This window comes from Sorangium sp. So ce1153 (genome assembly GCF_051521595.1).
Taxonomy (GTDB): Bacteria; Myxococcota_A; Polyangia; order Polyangiales; family Polyangiaceae; genus Sorangium.
Genome location: NZ_CP150361.1, coordinates 8,594,547 through 8,614,273, shown reverse-complemented (window position 1 = coordinate 8,614,273; position 19,727 = coordinate 8,594,547). Strand labels below are relative to the sequence as shown.

Here is a 19,727-nt window from a genome sequence, read left to right as displayed (position 1 = left end):
CGGCGCGCTCGCCCTGGACGGGCGGAGCCAGGCCGAGGAGACCCGAGATGCAGAGCACGGCGTCCCGCGAGCCCCTGACGGTGGCACACGACGACAGCGCCCAGGACGACCTCCTGGCCGCGGTGGATCTGCCGTCGCTCGAGCCCTCTTCCGCGCCGCGGCGCGCGCCGTCGCTCGAGACGGGCGTCGTCCGGGGCACGGCGTCGGGGCTCCTTGTCGAGCTCGGCGGCGGGCCTGTCCTGGCGCGGCGCGCGAAGAGCTGTCTCGTCGCCCCCGACGCGGGGGATCGCGTGCTCTGCGCGACCGACGGCGATCAGGTCTTCGTCCTGGCGGTGCTCGAGGGCGAGGCCGGCGCGACGACGCGGATCGTCGCCGAGGGCGACCTGAAGGTGCAGGCGACGGGCCGGCTCGGGCTCGGCGCGGGCGATCAGATCGAGATCGCCGCTGCGCGGGAGGTGGGGGTCTTCGCGGGCAAGCTCCAGGTCCGCGCGCAGGCGGCGGCGGCGGCGATCGAGGAGCTCGGGATTGTCGGCCGGTCGCTCGACGCGCACCTCCAGAAGGCCGTCGTCGTCGCCGAGCGCATCGAGACGCGCGCGGACCGCCTCGTCCAGCGGGCGAAGCAGGCGTTCCGCTTCATCGAGGCGCTCGAGCAGGTGCGCGCGGGCGTCTTCGACCTCCGCGCGGAGGGGCTCGCGGCCGTGCGCGGGGAGAACACGATCGTCGCGGCGCGGACGCTCGCGAAGCTCGACGGCGAGCAGGTCAAGATCGGCTGAAACGGCGCGCCGCGCGGCGCCGCGGACGCCAGCAAGGACGAGGGATAAAGCGATGCTCGCGAAGACGACCGCAGGGGGGATGTGCCTGGCGTTTCCCGACGTGTGCCTGACCCCCACGCCGGCGCCGGTGCCGATCCCGTACCCGAACATCTCGCTCCACCCGATGAGCGTGCTCTTCGTGCCGAACGTGCTCGTCACGTGCGCGCCGGCGCACAACATGCTGACCGTCGCGCCGCTCACGATGGGGGACAACCCGGGCGTCGCGCTGGGCGTGGCGTCCGGCATGGTGATGGGCCCGTCGCGCAACATCACCGCGGCCTTCACGGTGATCGTCGGCTGCGCGCCGATGACGCGCCTGACGAGCCTCTCGCTCCAGAACAGCACGAACACGGTCGGGATGGCGATCGTGCCGAGCGTCACCACCGTCATCGTGCTCTCCCCGTGACCGTCGCGCGCTCGATGCCCGAGATGGACGCGCCTGCGCCCGAGAGGGGTCCGCTCGCCCAGGCGCTCGCGATGCTGGACGAGGCGATGCGCTCGCCGCGGGGCAGCAGCCTCGATCCGGAGCGGCGCCGCGTGGCGGCCCGGCTCGCCGATCTCGCGCGCTGCGAGGACGACGAGCTCCAGGCGTTCGCCAGGCGGCACCTGCCCGGCCGCGCCGTGGACGAGCCCGCGCTGCGCGCGGCGCGCGAGATGGTGATGGCGATCGGCCGCGTCCTCGGCCCCGAGGGCGAGAGCGCCGAGGCGCTGGGCGTGCTCGAGGATGCGCACCGCGTCCTCGACGAGCGGCTGGCGGACGCGAGGCGCGTTGCGGCGCTGCGCGAGGCGGAGGCCGCCGCGGCGGCGACGAGCGCTGCGGCCGCGACGACGAGCGCGCCGGCGCTGGTCGAGGGGCCGGCTCGCCCGGGCCTGCCGTTCGCGTCCGCGCCGGTCGGCGTGCCGGTGCCCCCGCCCGCGCCCATGGCAGCGCTGGCGCCCGCGCCTATCGCCGTGCCCGTGGCGATGCCGGCGCCCGTGCCCGCGCCGATGGCGGTGCCGGCGCCCGTGCCCGTGCCCGTGCCTGCGCCGGTCGCCGTGCCCGTGCCCGCGCCGATGGCGGTGCCGGCACCCGCGCCGGTCGCTGTGCCCGTGCCCGCGCCGATGGCGGTGCCGGCGCCCGCCCCGCTGGCGTTTGCGCCGGCCCCTGTGCCGCCTGCGCCCGTCCCGGCGCCTGCACCCGCGGTTTCGCCGCTGTCGATCACGATGCCCGCGACGGTCCCAGAGCCCGCGCCGGCCCCCGCGTCGGATCCTCCGTCGGAGGAGCCGCCGGCTTCTCGGACCGAGCCGCCGGGGCCGTCGACGGACTCGCCGGCGTGGAGCGCGGAATCCAGGCCTGCCGGCAGGACGAGCCCCGAGTCGGTGAGGCTCGTCGATTCGGCGCTGCCCTTCATCCAGGTGGCGTCCGAGGAGCGCCCGCGGCCGCCCGTGGCGCGCTTCGATTCGGCCCTTCCTTTTCAGCCCGTCGTGAGCCCCGGCGAAGCGCCGTCCCACGACCTCCCCCCGAGGCCCTCGCACCACGCTCCGGCGGCGGCGTCGCCCCAGCCCGAGCGTCCCGCCGTGGCGGCCGGTCCGAGCACCGCGCCCGGCACCAGCCCGAGCGTCGCGCCCGCCGCCGGCCCGAGCGCCGCGTCCACCGCCAGTCCGAGCGTCGCGCCCGCCGCCGGCCCGAGCGCCGCGTCCACCGCCAGTCCGAGCGTCGCCCCGGCGTCTGCTCCGAGCGCCGCGACCTCCGGGGATCCCGTCAGCATGCGCGCGCCGCCCCCGCTCACGCTCAACCAGTACGCCGGGCTCGTCGTCGCGTGCGAGCTGTACCCCGCGTACGTGGAGAGCACGCAGGCGCGCTACGGCGTCCCGACCCCCGCCGCGCGCGCCGCCCTCGACGCGTTCTGGGCCGGCCGCCTCGCCGCCGATCCGGCGCTCGCCCAGCGCTGGCCGGAGCTCTGCGAGGCCGCGCGCAGGTATTTCCTGCAATCGCGCTGAACGCCGGCGCCGCCGGCGCGGCGGAGGGGTGCGCTCCCGGAGCCGCAGCGGCTCATCCGTCGTCGTCTGTCCTCGTGCTCGTCTCTCATTTGCCCGCGCATGCGCGTCTTGCGCCCTTCGCTTGCGCGCCCGTCCGGGGACCTCGCGGCCATCGACGCGCTCGACCTCGTCTCGTCTCGTCGCGCCCGCGCCCGCGCGCGTGAGGCGCCGAGTCATGAAATGGTGATGCGCGATCGATGAGGTAATGAAACGTCGGGGGCCAGATGGTGAGATGTGAATTGTGAGGTGATAAGATGTATTGTGTGAGACGTGGGGTATGGAGCGTTCGAGTGCGGCGATATGCCCCTTGGCGTGCAGGCGCGTGAACAGGGCCACGAGCGGGCGCGGTGCTCGACGAGACAGGCTCTCTCTCGCTGTGGTTCTGTCGTCAGGGCGAGGCGGGGCAGGCGGCGAAACCTCGGTGACCTCGCCGCGGATCAGCGCGAGCCAACGGTTCTTGACGATCGACCGCTCTTGCGTCCTCTCGCCCCGCTGGGCGTGACGCGGTCACGTCGCTGGGGTACGCGAGCTACCGGGCGTCACCCTGAGCGTGAGCGCCGGGAGGTTCGCAGATGGATCTGAATTTGAAAGACAAGGTCGTCCTCGTCACGGGGGCCAACGGCTTCGTCGGGCACCACGTCGTCAAGCGTCTGTGCCAGGAGGGCATGCGGGTCCGCGCCCTGGTGCGGCGCCCGGAATCGCGGGCGGAGCTCGAGCCCGTGGGCGCCGAGGTGGTCCTGGGCGAGCTGGCGGACAGGCTCGCTCTGGACAAGGCCGCGCGCGGCGCGCATTTCATCGTGCATTGCGCCGCGACAAACACGCCGGATCTGGCCGAGGCCCGGCGGGTGAACGCGGAGGCCACCGCGACCCTCGCCGAGGCCGCGCTGGCGGCAGGCTGTGAGCGCTTCGTGCACATCTCGACGGTCGCCGCGTATCCGCTCATGAACGCGAGCGGCGTCGTGACCGAGGCCGCGCCGCTCACGACCGAGGGCGACGCCTACGCGGTGACCAAGGCCGAAGCGGAGCGGGCGCTGTCCGCGGTGGCGGCCCGAGGCCTCCGCACCGTCGTCCTGCGCCCGGCCGTCGTCCTCGGCGTACACCCCACGTCCTTCTGGGGCACCCGGTTCCCGCAGGCCATCGCGGCCGGCCAGTTTCCCCTCGTCGACGGCGGGGAGCGCACGATGGGCTATCTCCACATCAGCAGCCTGGTCGAGGCGGTGGTCCGCTCCCTGGGCGTCGACGAGGCGATCGGGCAGGCGTTCAACCTCCTCGACGGCCACTTCCGCTGGCGCGAGTACACCGCGTTCTTCAGCGCCGGCCCGCTGCCCGCCGCCGCGGCCGAGCAGGTGCCTGGGTTCCTGAGCTTCCGTGGGACCTTCTCGACCGAGATGGCCCAGCGCGTGCTCGGCCTCGCCCCAAAGGACACCTTCGCATCGAGCATGGCCGAGATCACCAGCGCCCCCTGGCAGGCATAGCCGTGTCGAGGGCGCGCTGAGCGCGGGCCCTCGACACACGGTATGCAGGCTGGCTTACAGTGAGCGGCGCGGGCTGCGTCACGATGGTATTGTCCTGGGCATATGCTTCATCGCGGCCCACCCGTTGAGCCCTTCCGGGGCGCCGTCAGCCCTGCAGCGTCGACTTCGAGCGGCATCGAGCAGCCTCACGGTGCGCGGCCGAGCCGAGCAGCTGGCGATGGCGCTCGCCCAGGTATTCAGCGGCATCCAGCGGCTCATCCCGCCTGTGTGCGCCGCGGCGAGCGCCGCGCACACAGGCCCCCTCCGCGGCGGCGTGGCCCGGGGCGCGAGCCGGGTTTCGGTGCGGAGCAGCGCGCTGAGCGTCTAGCCATCGAGGTGCTCATCGTGTAGAGAAGGTATGCTGGCTACTTGGCTCACCTACTTCGGATATTTCCAGGCTACGGGGGTGGGATACCCGGGGGTAAGGCGTCGAGCCACGTCGCACCGCCAGTGCCTGCCAATCAAGCGATAGTTTTTCAATCAAGCAATAGTTCTTATAAACTCGTATACAGGAACGTTTCCGGATGATAACCTAAACTTTGCCGTTATTCGGCCTTGAGGCTGGGACCCAGCTCCGAAAGGGGGACCATCATGGTGTTTTCCTGTGCACGAATCGTTGCGCTCCTCGCTGTTCCTCTGGTGACTGCCGCCTGCATCGGCGCAGAGGTCGACGAAGAATCGGAAGAGCTGCTCGGGGAGGACCAGAGCGCTATAGAAAGCGATAACGGCTTCCTGCCGAACGCGCTGAACATGAACGCGCTGAACATGAACGCGCTGAACATGAACGCGCTGAACATGAACGCGCTCAACCCGACGGCGCTCAGCTCGGCCTCGCTCGCGTCTATCAAGAATTCGGGCCCGAGCGGCGCGCTGTCGAGAGATCTCATGCGCTACCTCGTGAGCTGTTCGCTCCGCCCGGACCAGACGTTCTCGTTCTCGTGGACCGACAGCGCCGGGGTTGTCCACCCGGAGGTGTACCGCGGCGAGCTCGGGATCGCGCACTGGTGGGCAACCGGCGCCATCACGAACGATACCTATGTACAGCGTCAGATCACGGCTTGCATCGCCGCGCGGGTGAACTGGTACGGCGTCCATGTGACGATCTCTCTGCGCAACGCGGAGACAGCGTCGATGGGTTCGTCGCCAGCGGAGCGCGCGGCCTATACGGTGAGAGAGGGTGCGTTCTGGGGAAACCTCTTCGCTTCGACGCCCTACGTGCGGTCCTGCTACTCGCCAGCAGGCGTGGCGCGCGCGCGCCAGCTGCAGCGCGACTGCGCGGCCGGTCACGTCACCGTTGACCCGGCGACCGGGGCCACGACCACGCAGCAGTGCGGCCCCATGACGATCGTGGGCTCCTGCGATGTGCTATGCAACAGGGTGGACGCCAACGGAGGCTTCTATGCCGGCTGCCTCGAGAACCCAGCCACCTCGGCATGGGTGCGCACGGACGTGGTGGTCACGTCGTTCTTGACCCCGTAGGGGAGTGATGCGCTGGGAAGCCCTGCGAGGGGAGGAGCCGGAAGGCGCGGCCGTGAAGGTCGGGCGCTGCCCGGCGTGCGGACGGCGTAACCAGGGCTCGTGCCCCGAGTGCGCGCCGCCTGCTCGGCGGCTGCCCGGCGAGTCGAGCCCTCCGGACGTCACCGCGGTCGTCCCGGTGTCGCTGCCGCGGTTCGCCGGATACTGGACCCGCAGGGTGCTGGGGCAGGGCGGCTTCGGCTTCGTGTTCGAGGCCGAGCCCGAGGACGGCGGGCCGCCGGTGGCCATCAAGCTGGCGCGCGCCGACCGCCGCGGCGCCGGCGCGCAGCTCCAGCGCGAGATGGAGGCGCTGTCGGCCGTGGGCGCCCCCCACGCGCCGGCAGTGCACGCCTCGGGCACGCTGGACGACGGCTCTCCTTACGCGGTGCTCGAGCGCATCGCGGCGCCGACGCTCGCCGCGCGCCTCTCGTCGCGCCCCGCTCCGCGGGTGGACGAGGCCGCCCGGCTCGGGATCGCGACGCTCGCCGCCCTGGAGGCGGTGCACGCGCGCGGCTACGTGCACTGCGACCTGAAGCCCGAGAACCTCTTCGTCGACAGCGCGGGGCAGGCGACGATCATCGACTTCGGCATCGCCCGCGTGGTGGGGCGCCGCGGCGATGCGCCGGACGACGACCTGGGGATCGGGACGGCGGAGTACATGGCGCCCGAGCAGTCGGCGGGACGGGCGGACCTCGACGCGCGCGCGGACATCTACGCGATGGGCGTGATCCTGTACGAGCTGTTCGCGGGGCGGCCGCCGTTCTGGGGGCCTCGCGCGGCCGTGCTGGAGGATCACAAGAGCCGCAGGCCCCCGCGCCTGTCGTCGCGCGTGGCCGTGCCCCAGGCGATCGAGGAGGTGGTGCACCGCTGCCTGGCCAAGGAGCGCGGCGAGCGGTTCGCGAGCGCCACCGAGCTCCGCGCCGCGCTGGAGCGCGCGCTCGGGGACGAGCTCGCGCCGAGCGAGCGCGAGGGGCCGCGCTCCGAGGCAGGCGCCGAGCGGCGCGCGGTGGGGCTCCTGTTCTTCGAGGGCGCGGCGGACCGGATGGCCGTGCAGCGCCGGATCCGCGCGCTCGGCGGCGAGCTCGCGCACGCCTCGGGCTCGCGCTACGTGGCCGTATTCGGGCACGAGGGCGCGGCGAGCCCCGCGCGTCACGCGCAGCGCGCGGCCGACGAGCTGCTGCGAGGAGGGCTGTGCGCGCGGGTGATGATCGACCTGTCGCCCGTGTCGGTGCAGGTCCGGCCGGGCGGGGCAAGGCGCTTCCTGAGCCCGCTCTTCTCGCGCGCCGACCGGTGGCCGCCCGCTTCCGGCCCGCTGGGCGCGTTCCTCACGCCCGCCGCCGTGGCCGCGCTCCCCGAGGCGCCCCTCGCGGCGGGAGACCAGCGCGGGCCAGGGCGCCGGCCCGACGAGCAGGCGCGCGACGAGGACCCGCGGGAGACGACGAGCCCCGACGCGTTCGTCGGCCGCCGCGACGTCCTCGATCAGCTCCTGCGCAGCGCCGACGAGGCGCTGCGCCTCCGGCAGCCCACGGTGGTGTCCGTGGTGAGCGAGCCCGGCTACGGCAAGAGCCGCCTGTTCGTCGAGCTCGGCAAGCAGCTCCGGGAGCGCCTGCCGCACGCGCAGCTCATCGATCTGCGCGGGCAGGAGCCGACGAGCGGCGTATCGGACGCGACGCTCCACGAGCTCGTGCGCGAGGCGCTCGACGTGGGCGAGGCGCCCCCGCAGAGCGGCGTGCGCGCGGCGCTCGCGGAGCGGCTCGGTCCGCAGCTCGGCGAGGAGCTCGGCTCGGGGCTGGCGATGGCGCTCGGCTGGGTGGATGAGCGGACCGGCGGCGAGCTCTACCCCGAGCTCAAGGCGCTCCAGGCCGCGCCCGGCGCGCTGCGCTCTGCGCGCGTGCGAGCGGCGGGCGAGTGCCTGCGCCGGAGCGCGGCCGACACGCCCCTCGTCGTCATCCTCGACGACGCGCACTTCGCCCAGGATGCGACGCTCGCGGCGCTGGAGTACGCCGCGCTCGCGGACGGCGCCGCGCCGCTTTGGATCTGCGCGATGGGGCGGCCTGTCTTCGAGGAGGCGCACCCGTCCTGGGGCGAGCGCGCGGCGCGGCGCGAGCGCGTTCGGCTCGAGCCGCTCGACCCGGAGAGCGCGCGGGCGCTCTGCCGGCGGCTGCTCCTGCCCGCGCGCGACGTGCCGGAGCCTGCGATCGATCGCCTGCTCGAGCGCTCGCAGGGGGTGCCCCTCTTGCTCGTCGAGCTCGTGCACGGGCTCAGGCGAGAGGGGATCCTGCGGCGGCACCCGCGGGGCGACGCGTGGTACCTGGCCACCGACGAGCTCGAGCGGTTGCCCGTGCTGCCGCTCATCGACCCGCTGGCGCAGGGCGAGATGGCGGCGCTCGGGGCGGCGCTCGGGGCGCACGCGCGGCTCATCTCGCTGCTCGGCGCCGAGGTGATGATCGACGAGATCGCGGGCGTGCTGCGCCATCTGGATCGGCGCGGCGAGGGCGACGCCTTCCCGCTCGACGCGCGCGTGGGGACCGAGCGGCTGCTGAAGGCGGGCGTGCTGGCCACCGACCGGAAGGGCCGGCTCGGCTTCCGCCACTCCCTCGTGCGCGAGGCGATCGCGCGCGGCGTCGACGAGGCCGAGCGGCGGCGGATCCACCTGGCCGCGTACGAGCACCACCGCGAGGCGGCCCACGAGAGCTCGGAGCAGCGGCGGTTCAAGATCGCGTACCACGCGGCCGAGGCCGGGCTCGCCGAGATCGCGGAGGAGGCGTACCTGGAGCTCGCCGAGCGCGCGCGGGCGCGGCACGCCTACGTCGAGGCGGAGCTTCAATACAGCCGGGCGCTCGCGCAGCCGGTCGAGGAGCGCGGCGCGCGGCGCAGGGCGGCGTACCGGGGCCGGGGGCTGATGCGTTATCGGCTGGGGCGCTACCACGACGCGCTCGGCGATCTAGGGCGCGCGCGCGAGATGGCCTCCCTCGAGGGCAACGTGACCGAGCAGATCGAGATCCTGCTCGACGAGGCGACGGCGTTCGACTGGATGGACGACTACGGGCGATCGAAGGAGCGGATGGAGGAGGCGAAGGCGCTCGCCACGGGCGCGCTCCCGCCCGCGCTCTCGGCGCGCCTCACCATGGGGGCGGCGCTCGCGTTGCACCGGGAGAGTCGAGAAGAGGAAGCTGCGCAGGAGTTCGAGATGGCCGCGGCGCGGGCCGACGCCCTGGGCGACGAGGGCTACGAGACGCTGGTCGTGTCGCTGATGGTCCTGGGCTTCATCTATCAGGGGCTGGGCAAGCTGGATGAGGCAGGGGCGGCGCTGGAGCGGGCGATACAGATGTGCCAGGCCCGCGGCGACCTCCTGCACCTCGCGACGGCGATCAACAACCGGGCGCTCCTGCGCGCGTGCCTCGGGGACAACGAGGGGATGATCCTCGATCTGTGCCGCCTGCTCTCCATCTCGCGCGAGCTGGGTATCGGGAAGGTGGAGCTCGTCGGCGAGTTCAACCTGGGCGAGTACCTCTACCTGATGGGCAACCTGGACACGGCGATGTCGCACGTGGAGCGGGCGGTCGCGCTGGAGCGCCATCAGCGGGGAGAGGAGGCGCGGCCCGTCGTGGAGCTCCTCCTGGCGCGGTTGCTCCTCTACAAGGGTGACGAGGGCAACGCGCGGGAGATCATCGAGGCGATCCAGCGCCAGCAGGCCAAGGCCGCGGCGGACGGGCGCGGGGGCATGGAGATGGCCCCCTCGGAAGAGGTGCAGTGGTCGATGATCGACCTGGCGACGCGGGACGCGAGCGACGAGGCGTGGGACGAGCTCGAGGAGCGGTCGGCGCGCTTCTCCGTGGGGCAGGAGCAGATCGAGGTCATCGAGGCGCGGGCGCGCGCCCTCTCCCGGCGCGGCCGCCACGAAGAGGCGCGCGCGGCGCTCGCGCGGGCGATCGACGTGGCGGGGAGGATCCCGAACGTGATGCGCGAGCGGCTCGAGCGGCAGCGAGGGGCCTAGGGCTCGTCGAACACCTCGCGGACCTCCGCGGCCGTGCCGTCGCCCGCCACGCGCAGGAAGCGCTCGCCCAGCTCGACCGCCGCCTGCCTGGACGCCACCTCCACCAGCGCGAACCCCGCGACGAGCTCCTTGGCCTCGGCGAAGGGCCCGTCGACCACGGTGACCTTTCCGCCGGAATGCCGGAGGCGCGCGCCGGCCGCGCTCGGCTTGAGCCCCTCGGTCGCCAGCAGGACGCCGTCGCTCTTGAGCTGCTCGATGAGGCGCCCCATCTCGGGCAATACCATGCACGCGGGCGCGGCCGCCTCGGTGTCCGCGTCGGCCTTGAACATGATCATGAATCGCATGGTCCGTGTCTCCTCTGTGGGGGTGCGGCGTGGGCGTCTGACGATGTGCAGGCTACATCGGGCTCGATGCCCGTGTGCTCTCCGGAGGGAGAGGCGAAGTACGGCAGAGCGCTCTGGAGCGATCGCCTCGAGGACCCGCGCGCCGTGTTCGTCTCGCGCGACGCCTGAGCCGGGATGGCGCGACCGGGCTCAGCCTGGGTCGCGTCAGAACGAGACCGGCAGCGCGACGGGCCCGCGCACGAGGAGGCTGGGGCGGAGCTGGATGGACTCCAGCGGCACCCTGAGCGCCAGATCCGGCATCCGCCGGAGGATCGTGCCGATGGCGATCTGCCCTTCGAGGCGGGCGAGCGGCGCGCCCAGGCAGTAATGGACCCCCAGACCGAACGCGATGTGCCGGTTCGGCTCGCGCGCGAGGTCGAGCGTCTCCGGCGACGGCGTGAGCTCCGGATCGCGGTTCGCGGACCCGAGCACGACGACCACCAGATCCCCCCTCGGGATCGCCGCGCCGCCGAGCTCCACCGGCTCCCGCGCGAACCGGAACGTCGCCGTCTCGACAGGGCTGTCGTAGCGCAGCAGCTCCTCGATCGCGGTCTTCATGAGCGACGGGTCGGCCCGGAGCTTCTCGCGCTCGGCCGGGTGCGTGAGCAGCGCGAGGATGCCGTTGGCGATGAGGTTGACCGTCGTCTCGTGGCCCGCGACGAGCAGCAGGAACACCATCGAGAGCAGCTCCTTCTCGTCGAGCTTGCCGGCCCCCTCCTCCTCGACATGGACGAGCGCGCTCAAGAGGTCCTCCCTCGGGGCCTGGCGCCGCTCTTCGACCATCGCGAGGATGTAGTCCTTGAACTCCTTGAGCAGCGTGCCCACGCGCTCCATCTTCTCCCGCGTGGGCACGCCGCCGACGACGGCGTCCGACCACGCGCGGATCCGGTACCTGTCCTCGGCGGGGACGCCCAGCATCTCGGCGATGACGATGATGGGCAGCGGGAAGGCGTAGTCGGCGATGACGTCCATCTCCCCTCGGCCCTGCACCTCGTCCAGGAGGCCGTCCGCGATGGCCTGGATACGGCCCCTCAGCCCCTCGACCAGCCGCGGCGTGAACGCCTTGTTCACGATCGCCCGGAGCCTCGTGTGGGTCGGCGGGTCCATGTTGAGCATGTGCCGCTCGAGCAGCATGCGCTCGTTGTCCGCGCCGAAGAGCTCCAGGCCGAGGGACATCCAGTCCTTCACCAGGCGCTCGTCCTTCAGCGCGGCCACGCAGTCCTCGTACCGCGTGACGAGCCAGAGGGCCCTGCCGTCCGGCAGCGTCGTGCGGTGCACGGGCTCCTCCGCTCGAAGGCGGGCATAGATGGAGTAGGCGTTGGCCTTGAACTCAGGGCTCGCGAGGTTCACCGGGTCGATCTTGGGCACGGTCGGCTGTCCTCCGGGAGGTGTCGAGGTGGGCTCTCCTCGCCGGACCTTATCACGCACGGCGCCCCATCGACGCGCCCGTCGCCGTCGTGCGCAATCGTGCTCAGGCACGCGCAGGCACGCGCGCGGCGGAGCCCGACGCGCGCTATCCGCTCCTGAGCCAGCCCTGCTGCAGCGCGTACCGGACCGTGTCCGCGCGGCTCTTCAGCCCGAGCTTCTCCATCGCCCGTACCTTGTAGGTCTCGACCGTGCGCGCGCTCAGGTCGAGGCGGGCCGCGATCTCCTTGATGGCGTGTCCCTCGGCGACCATCCGGATCACCTCGGCCTCGCGCTCGCTCAGATCGGCGCCCGCGCCCGCGTCACCGGCCGTCCGGCCGGTGACGCTCGACAGGACGTGCGCCGCCATCGCCGGGTCGAGGTACACGCCCCCCTCGGCCACGGCGTGGATGGCCCGGACCAGGTCCGCGGCCCTCGACAGCTTGATCACGTACCCGGAGGCCCCGGCCTGCAGGACAGGCTGGACACTGGCCTTGTCCTCGTAGCCCGTCAGGGCCACGACCTGGACCTCCGGGCGCGCCTGCTTGATGCGCGCCGTCGCCTCCGCGCCGCCGAGCTTGGGCATGGAGATGTCCATCAGCACGATGTCCGGCCTGAGGTGCGTGACGGCCTCGACCGCGGAGAGGCCGTCCGCCGCCTCGCCGACGACGGTCATGTCAGGTTGCGCGTCGATCAACGCCTTCAGCCCGTCGCGCACGATCGGGTGATCGTCGACCAGGAGGATGCGGAGCTTCGTCATGCGATGTCTCCATCGGGGCCGGCCGAGCGCTGGCGCGCGAGCCCCTGGAGCACAACGTGGGATGCGCGCGCGTGGCCAGCCTCGGTGATCACGAGGCGCCCACCCTAGCACGGTCTCGCGGGCGATCTCAGGCGGTCTCTGCCATGATCCCCGGCCGACGGCGCCCGAGAGACGGGGAGTCCCAGCGTCCGGCCGCTGGCGAGCGCGGGCGCCGGGCCCCCGGCGCGAGCCCCGCGCCCGCGCCAATGGGCCTGGGCGGCGCGAACCCCGCGCCCGCGCCAATGGGCCTGGCGGTCACGTCAGGATGTCAATCTGCGCCGAGCTCGTCTCCCGCGCCGCGAGGGCGCCGCGCGCGCCCCGCCCCTCGCTCGGCCTCTGCATCGCGACGAACACCCCGAGCCCGGCGACCGCGGCGCCGGCGACCCCGATCACCGGGAAATACTCCAGCCACGGCGCCCCGCCGCCGTCGTGCCGCGGCCACGCGATGTTGACGATGAGCGCGACCCCCCACGCCACGGCCGCCACGTTCAGCGCGAGCCCGGCCCGCCCGAGGGAGAACACCCCGGACGCGGCCTCCGGGCGGCCCGGCCACCCGCGCAGGCGGCGGGCGAGCATCCCCGCCGTCACGAGCAGGTACGAGAGGTTCACGAGGAGCACGGCCGTCTCGGTGATGAGCACGAAGAGCTGCGCCTCGCCGTAGTTCACGACGAGCATGCCGCACGCGAGCGCGCCGACCACGATCGCCGGGGCCACGGGCGTCTTCGTCCGCGCCGACACGCGCGCCAGCGCCGGCGCGCACGGCAGCGCGCCGTCGCGCGCCATCGAGAAGGCCAGGCGCGAGGCGCCGGTCTGGATCGCCAGCGTGCAGACGCACACGGCCAGCGCCACGTCGACGAGGAACACCTTGCCCAGCGTCGGGCCGAGGGCGCTGACGACCACGTAGGCCAGGCCGTCCGTGGAGAGGCGGCCGTCCGTGAGGCTCGGCGCCGCCATCAGCGCCGCCAGGATGAGCAGCGCGCCGCCCACCCCCGAGGCCACGATCGCCTTCAGGATCGCCCGCGGGATGATCCGCCGCGGCTGGCGCGTCTCCTCGGCCAGCGACCCGGCCGAGTCGAAGCCGTACAGCACGTACGCCGGCATCAGCGCGGCCGCGAGCAGGCCGGCCACCCCCGTGCCGAGCGACGACGGCGGCCCGTGCACGGGCTCGAGCACCACCTCGGGGCCCCGCACCGCGTGCAGGAACAGCGCCCCGATCAGCAGGACCACGCCGCCGAGCTCCGCCATCACGCCGACGTCGTTGACGTAAGCCATGGCCTTCACCCCGGCCAGGTTGATCGCCGTCGTCAGCACGATGAGCCCCGCGCCGAGCAGCGCGGCGTTCGCCGCGCCGTCGCGCGACGTGAGCGACGGGTCGCCCCCGAGCAGCTGGAACCCGCCCCACACGCTCGGCAAGATCGCCTGCAGCGCGATCGCCGCCGCCGCCACGCTCACGACGTCGCCGATGAGCTTCAGCCAGCCCGCGAGCCACCCGGGGAAGCCGGTCGCGACGCGGCGCCCCCACTGGTACACCGAGCCCGCCACGGGGTAGTGCGAGCCCACCTCGGCGAGGTTGAGCGCGACGGCGAGCTGGCCGAGGAAGACCACCGGCCAGGTCCAGAAGAACCGGGTGCCCCCGAAGGCGTACCCGATCACGAACAGCTGGAAGACGGTCGTGAGGATCGAGACGTACGAGAAGCCCGCCGCGAAGGCCGACAGGCTGCCGAGGTCCCGCCGAAGCTCCTGCCGGTAGCCCAGGCGCGCGAGGTCCTCGGCGTCGCTGCGCGGGGCCCCTGTCGAGATCGGGTCAAGCATGGGCCGACACCCCCACGAGCGGCTGGCCCGCGCTGACCATCTGGCCCGGCCGGCAGCCGATCCAGTCGACCGCTCCGGCCACGTCGGCCACCACGGCGAACTCCATCTTCATCGCCTCGAGCACGGCCACGCGCTGGCCCGCCTCGACGCGCTGCCCCGGCGCCACGTCGACCTTCCACACGCACGCGGTCAGCGGCGCCGTCACCGGCAGCATCCCGGCCGGGATCGCGTCGTCGTCGGCGGACGAGGCGACCTCGAGGCGGGCGCCCGCGCGGCGCACGCGGTCGAACTCGCCGTCCGCCTCCCAGCGGCCGCGCTCGGCGTCGAACGCCGCCCGCTGCCGCGCCTGCGCCGCGCGGATGCCCTGCGCGTTGTCCGCGAGGAACCGGCGGTGCGCGCCCAGGTCGAACGTCGTCTCCTCGACGCGCACCTCGCCGCGCCCGGCCACCATGTCGGCGCGGAGCTCGAGCAGCTCCTCCGGCGACACGAGGTGGAAGCGCAGCTGGTCGAAGAAGCGCAAGAGCCACGGCGCCTCGCGCGTCGTCTGCCGGAACGGCCGGTGGCGGCTCCAGACCGGCACCGTGCGCCCGAGGAACTGGTAGCCGCCCGGGCCCTCCATCCCGTAGATGCACAGGTACGCGCCGCCGATGCCGACGGCGTTCTCGGGCGTCCACGTGCGCGCCGGGTTGTACTTGGTCGTCACCATCCGGTGCCGCGGATCGAGCGGCGTCGCGACCGGCGCGCCGAGGTACACGTCGCCGAGCCCGAGCACGAGGTAGCTCGCCGCGAGGAAGATCTCCTGGACCGCGTCGATGCTCGACAGCCCGTTGACCCGGCGGATGAACTCCAGGTTGCTCGGGCACCAGGGCGCGTCGTCGCGGACCGTGCGCTCGTAGCGCGCGATCGCCTCGCGCGTCGCCGGGTCGTCCCAGCTGAGCGGCATGTGTACGACGCGGCTCGGGATCCGGACCTCGGCCGGGGCGGGCAGGTCCGCCTCGACCTCGCGGAGCAGGTCGAGCGCCCTCGGGACGGTGAGCTTCGCGCCGTCGACGTGCACCTGGAGCGAGCGGATGCCGGGGGTGAGGTCGACGACGCCGGGCACGCGCAGCTCCTCGAGCCGGGTCATGAGCAGGTGCGCGCGCACGCGCAGGTCGATGTCGAGGACCGGCGGGCCGAACTCGACGAGCACGTAGCGGTCGCCGCTCTGGCGGAAGACGACAGCGGGCCGGTCGTCGCGCGCCGGCACGCGGCCGAGCACCGGCTCGCCGCGCGGCCGCCGCGGGGCGCTCGGCGCCGCGATGTGCGCGTGGCTCGCCGCGACGCCGTCCGCGCCGTTGTGCGCGCCGTCCGCGCCGTTGTGCGCGCCGTTGGCGCCGTTGTTCGCGCCATTCGCGCCGTGCGCGTGGCTCGCCGCGCCGCCGTCAGCGCCGCCCGCGAGCCCTCGCCGCGCCACGAGCGCGTCGGCCAGCCGCGCGAGCGCGTCCGCCTCCGCGGGCACGATCGACCGGAATCGCACCTTGTCCCCGGCGCTCAGCTGGCCGAGCTTCCACCGCTCGGCCGCGGCGACCGTCAGCGGACAGACGAAGCCGCCCAGGCTCGGGCCGTCGGGTCCCAGGATGACGGGCATGTCGCCGGTGAGGTCGACCGCGCCGATCCCGTAGGCGTTGTCGTGCAGGTTCGAGGGGTGCAGCCCCGCCTCGCCGCCGTCGGTGCGCGCCCACCTCGGCGCGGGCCCGACGAGGCGGACGCCGGTGCGGGCCGAGTGGTAGTGGACCTCCCACTCGGCCTCGTAGAGCTGCTCGATCCCCTCGCGCGTGAGGAAGTCCGGCGCCCCGTGCGGCCCGTCGAGCACGGCGAGCTCCCACGCCTTGCCGATCGCCGGCCGCGCCTCGGGCGGCAGCGCGCCGGGGGCGAGCGCGGGGTCGGTCTCCTCGCCGAGGCGCAGCACGTCGCCGGGGCGCAGCGGCCTGCCGGCGTGGCCGCCGAAGCCGCCGAGGGTGAACGTGGCGCGGCTGCCGAGGTGCGCCGGCACGTCGACGCCGCCGCGCAGCAGCAGGTACGCGCGCGCGCCCGGCCCCCGCACCGGCCCGCAGGCCACGGTGGCGCCCGGCGCGACCTCGACCGGCGTCCACGGCGCCACCTCGACCCCGTCGACCAGCACCCGCATCGCGGCGCCCGCGACGCACAGGACCGCGCGCCGGTGGAACACCAGCGTGGGCCCGTGCACCTCGCACTCGAGCCCCGCGGCGCCGGCCGGGTTGCCCACGACGCGGTTGCCGAGGCGGAAGGAGAGGTCGTCCATGGGCCCGCTCGGCGGCACGCCGACCGACCACAGCCCGAGCCGCCCGGGCCAGTCCTGCACCGTCACGGCGCCCGGCGCCGCGGTCACCTCGACCGTCGGCGGGCGGAACGGCAGCGCCGCGAACGTGCCCGTGTGGTGGCGGACCCCGCGGAAGTCCGGGTGGTCGAGCGCCGCCGCGACCCACTCCCGGTTGGTCTCGATCCCGCCGAGCCGCGTCTCCCCGACGGCGTCGCGCAGCGCCGCGACGGCGGCGGCCCGGTCCGCGCCGCGCACGAGGAGCTTCGCCAGGAGCGGGTCGTAGAGCGCCGACACCTCGGTCCCCGTCTCGACCCACCCGTCGACCCGCACGCCCTCGCCCTCGGGGTAGCTCACCTCGGTGAGCAGCCCCGCGCTCGGCAGGAACCCGCGCGCCGGGTCCTCGGCGTAGAGCCGGGCCTCGATCGCGTGGCCGCGGAGCGGCGGGTCGCCGCCGGCGAAGAACGCCGTGTCGCCCGCGGCGATGCGCAGCATCCACTCGACGAGGTCGACGCCGGCGCAGAGCTCGGTCACGCCGTGCTCGACCTGGAGGCGCGTGTTGACCTCGAGGAAGTAGTGCTCCGCGCGGGCCGGATCGACCAGGAACTCGACCGTGCCCACGTTGCGGTAGGCGACCTTCGCGGCGAGCGCGCGCGCCGACTCCGCGAGGGCGCGGCGCAGCGCGGCCGGCAGGTCGGGCGCGGGCGCCTCCTCGATGACCTTCTGGTTGCGCCGCTGCACCGAGCAGTCGCGGTCGCCGAGGACGAGGACGTCCCCGCGGCCGTCGCCGGCGATCTGGACCTCGACGTGCCGGGGCGCGGCGAGGAAGCGCTCGAGGAACACCTCGCCCGAGCCGAAGTTCGAGCGGGCGAGGCGCTGCACGCGCTCGAACGCGGCGGGGAGCTCCGCCGGCTCATCGCAGCGGGCCATGCCGATGCCGCCGCCGCCGGCGCTCGCCTTGAGCAGCACGGGGTAGCCGACGGCCGCGGCCTCGGCGGCGGCGTGGTCCGCGTCCCGGAGCACGCCGGTGCCCGGCAGGAGCGGCACGCCCGCCTCGACGGCGATCTCGCGCGCCCGGTGCTTGCTCCCGAACGCCTCCATCTGGGCCGGCGTCGGCCCGATGAAGACGAGCCCAGCGCCCTCCACCGCTCGGGCGAAGTCCTCGGATTCGCTCAGGAATCCGTAGCCCGGGTGCACGGCGTCGGCGCCGGCTGCGCGGGCGGCGTCGACCACGGCGGCCGCGCGCAGGTAGCTCTCGGCGGGCGTCTGGCCGCCGAGGCGGACGGCGTGGTCGGCGAGGCGCACGTGGAGCGCGGCGCGGTCGGCGTCGGAGAACACGGCGACCGACGCGACGCCGAGGCGCCGCAGGGTGCGGATGATCCGGCAGGCGATCTCGCCGCGGTTGGCGACGAGGACGCGCCGGAACGGCGGGGCGGCGGCGCTCATGGACGCACCACCACGGCGCGGATCGGCGTCGGGTTGAAGGCGTTGCAGGGGTTGTTGATCTGCGGGCAGTTCGAGACGAGCAGCAGCAGATCGAGCTCCGCCCTGAGGTCGACGTGCTTCCCGGGCGCCGAGAGGCCGTCGACGATGCCGAGGGTGCCGTCGGCCTCGACGGGCACGTTCATGAACCAGTTGATGTTGCCGACGAGGTCGCGCTTGCCGAGGCCGTACGGCGCGGCGGCCATGAGGAAGTTCTCGACGCAGGCGTACTGGTGCTTGGTGTGGTGGCCGTAGCGGACGGTGTTCGACTCGCACGAGCAGGCGCCGCCCGAGGTGTCGTGCCGGCCGCAGGTGTCGCCGACGAGGGTCATCATCGTGCGGCCGCGGTTCGAGCGGAGCTGCGCGCCGGTGGTGAGGAAGATGTTGCGCTGGGCGACGATGGTCTCGGCGGCGCTGTAGCGCTCGGCCGTGTCGGCGAGGGCGTAGGCGAGGAAGTCGACGGCCTGGTTGCCCTCGAGGTCGATGATGCGCAGCACCTCGCCGGCGCGGACGACCTTCGCCCACGGCGCGCGCGCGGGGACGACCTCGTCGGAGACGAGCGAGCCGGACAGCCCGGCGAGGGCGGCGTCGTTCAGGGCCGCGACCGGCTTGAACCCTGCGGCGGGGACGGCGGGGATCATCGCGCGCCTCCCGTCCGGACGGCGAGGGCGAGCTCCTCGGCGGTGTTCTCGAAGGCGCGGCGCGCCTCGGGCGTGGCGGTCCGCGCCGGGTCGTCGGCGGCGGCCGGGCGGCCGCGCCAGGCGGTGACGCGGACCTTGCCGGCGCGGTAGGCGGGGCGCGGGTCGAGCCGGTGCGGCACCACGGCGACGCTGAAGAGCACGTCCTGCTCGGCGCGGAGGAGCACGTGGGCGCCCGGGCGGGACGAGGCGGGCAGGAAGGTGATCGCGCCGTCGGCCTCGATGCGGACGCCCTTGAACAGGTTGATGGGCGTGGGCAGGTCCCGCTCGGCGAGGCCGTGCTTGGCGAGGGCGAGGAGGAGCCGCTCGCGGCCGGAGCGCAGGGCGCCGCTGCCGTGGCGTGCGGCGATCTCGGCCGGGAGCGAGGTGCCGCAGAAGGTGTCGTGGTGGCCCGCGGTGTCCTCGAGGAGCGAGGCGAGGACGCGCCCCATGTCCGAGAGGAGCAGGTAGCCGGGGCCGGGATAGGCCTGCCACTGGAGCTTCACCGTGTCGGGGAGGCAGAGCCGCTCGATGGGGCGGTCCGCGCGGTGGAGCACGAGCGCGACGCAGGTGTCGCCCTCGATGTCGACGAGCCGGATCCGGCTGCCGACGGGGAGGGCGCGCGCGGCGTAGCCGCCGGCGCCGAGGGTCTCCTCCCAGAGGACGTCGCGCGACTCCACCCCTGCGGGCGGGTCGCTGATCGACGTGCTCGGCACCGTGGGTTGCGTCTCGACGACGCTGCCTTCCTGGGCGCGCGCGTGCGCGCGCGCGGCGTACGTTGTGGCCGTTTCAGACATCGCCCGCCTCACTTTCGATAGAGAATCGAAACAACGGGACGACTATCCGGGGGCCGGGTTTCCGGTCTGTTTCCCGGGGGTGAATTGCGGGGCGCGCGCGTTTTTTCCCGGGCGCCGGCATCGGTCCCCCCAACCCGGGTGAAGAACACCGCCGGGCATCGAGCAAACCCGAAAAATCGCTTCGTGGCGTCCTTGGCGC

14 protein-coding genes are annotated in these 19,727 nt (G+C 73.9%); 7 read left to right on the top strand and 7 right to left on the bottom strand.

What is annotated here, in order from left to right:
* Nucleotides 1-47: 47 nt before the first annotated feature.
* The 7 genes from WME85_RS30935 to WME85_RS30905 all read left to right on the top strand — a co-directional run bounded on the left by WME85_RS30935 (nucleotide 48) and on the right by WME85_RS30905 (nucleotide 9,857).
* Nucleotides 48-773 (top strand): DUF3540 domain-containing protein, encoded by a 726-nt coding sequence (locus WME85_RS30935; RefSeq protein WP_437826495.1) that lies wholly within the window; start codon nucleotides 48-50, stop codon nucleotides 771-773.
* 52 nt (nucleotides 774-825) lie between these two features.
* Nucleotides 826-1,218 carry a DUF4150 domain-containing protein gene (locus WME85_RS30930; protein WP_437720465.1) on the top strand — a complete coding sequence of 131 codons (393 nt, stop codon included), beginning with the start codon at nucleotides 826-828 and terminating at the stop codon, nucleotides 1,216-1,218.
* Complete coding sequence (locus WME85_RS30925) at nucleotides 1,215-2,792, top strand: hypothetical protein (protein WP_437826493.1); 1,578 nt, start codon at nucleotides 1,215-1,217, stop codon at nucleotides 2,790-2,792. Before WME85_RS30930 ends, WME85_RS30925 begins: the two co-directional genes overlap by 4 nt.
* 611 nt (nucleotides 2,793-3,403) lie before the next feature.
* On the top strand, nucleotides 3,404-4,306 hold the full coding sequence (locus WME85_RS30920; RefSeq protein WP_437826491.1) for an NAD-dependent epimerase/dehydratase family protein: 903 nt from the start codon (nucleotides 3,404-3,406) through the stop codon (nucleotides 4,304-4,306).
* A gap of 190 nt (nucleotides 4,307-4,496) precedes the next feature.
* The gene (locus WME85_RS30915; RefSeq protein ID WP_437826489.1) at nucleotides 4,497-4,673 is read left to right on the top strand and encodes a hypothetical protein; all 177 of its coding nucleotides are present in this window, start codon (nucleotides 4,497-4,499) and stop codon (nucleotides 4,671-4,673) included.
* Nucleotides 4,674-4,900: 227 nt separating this feature from the next.
* Nucleotides 4,901-5,824, top strand: a complete 924-nt coding sequence (locus tag WME85_RS30910) for a hypothetical protein (RefSeq protein WP_437826487.1) — start codon at nucleotides 4,901-4,903, stop codon at nucleotides 5,822-5,824.
* A gap of 7 nt (nucleotides 5,825-5,831) precedes the next feature.
* Complete coding sequence (locus tag WME85_RS30905; RefSeq protein WP_437826485.1) at nucleotides 5,832-9,857, top strand: serine/threonine-protein kinase; 4,026 nt, start codon at nucleotides 5,832-5,834, stop codon at nucleotides 9,855-9,857.
* On the opposite strand, the gene WME85_RS30900 is transcribed toward WME85_RS30905, so the two are convergent.
* The 7 genes from WME85_RS30900 to WME85_RS30870 form a co-directional block, all read right to left on the bottom strand.
* A complete protein-coding gene (locus WME85_RS30900) occupies nucleotides 9,854-10,201 on the bottom strand; it encodes a YciI family protein (RefSeq protein ID WP_437826483.1) in 348 nt (115 codons plus the stop codon). The two genes, WME85_RS30905 and WME85_RS30900, sit on opposite strands and share 4 nt — an antisense overlap.
* A gap of 204 nt (nucleotides 10,202-10,405) precedes the next feature.
* Nucleotides 10,406-11,608, bottom strand: a complete 1,203-nt coding sequence (locus WME85_RS30895; protein WP_437826481.1) for a cytochrome P450 family protein — start codon at nucleotides 11,606-11,608, stop codon at nucleotides 10,406-10,408.
* Between the two features lie 145 nt (nucleotides 11,609-11,753).
* Entirely contained in the window at nucleotides 11,754-12,404 is a 651-nt protein-coding gene (locus WME85_RS30890; RefSeq protein ID WP_437826480.1) for a response regulator transcription factor, read from the bottom strand.
* 294 nt (nucleotides 12,405-12,698) lie between these two features.
* On the bottom strand, nucleotides 12,699-14,255 hold the full coding sequence (locus WME85_RS30885; protein ID WP_437826478.1) for an amino acid permease: 1,557 nt from the start codon (nucleotides 14,253-14,255) through the stop codon (nucleotides 12,699-12,701).
* Nucleotides 14,248-18,018 (bottom strand): 5-oxoprolinase/urea amidolyase family protein, encoded by a 3,771-nt coding sequence (locus WME85_RS30880; RefSeq protein ID WP_437826476.1) that lies wholly within the window; start codon nucleotides 18,016-18,018, stop codon nucleotides 14,248-14,250. The genes WME85_RS30885 and WME85_RS30880 overlap by 8 nt, the downstream gene beginning before the upstream one ends.
* A complete protein-coding gene (locus WME85_RS30875) occupies nucleotides 18,015-18,695 on the bottom strand; it encodes an urea amidolyase associated protein UAAP2 (RefSeq protein ID WP_437826475.1) in 681 nt (226 codons plus the stop codon). The genes WME85_RS30880 and WME85_RS30875 overlap by 4 nt, the downstream gene beginning before the upstream one ends.
* Nucleotides 18,692-19,528, bottom strand: coding sequence for an urea amidolyase associated protein UAAP1 (locus tag WME85_RS30870; RefSeq protein ID WP_437826473.1), 837 nt, complete (start codon nucleotides 19,526-19,528; stop codon nucleotides 18,692-18,694). Before WME85_RS30870 ends, WME85_RS30875 begins: the two co-directional genes overlap by 4 nt.
* Between the last annotated feature and the right edge of the window lie 199 nt (nucleotides 19,529-19,727).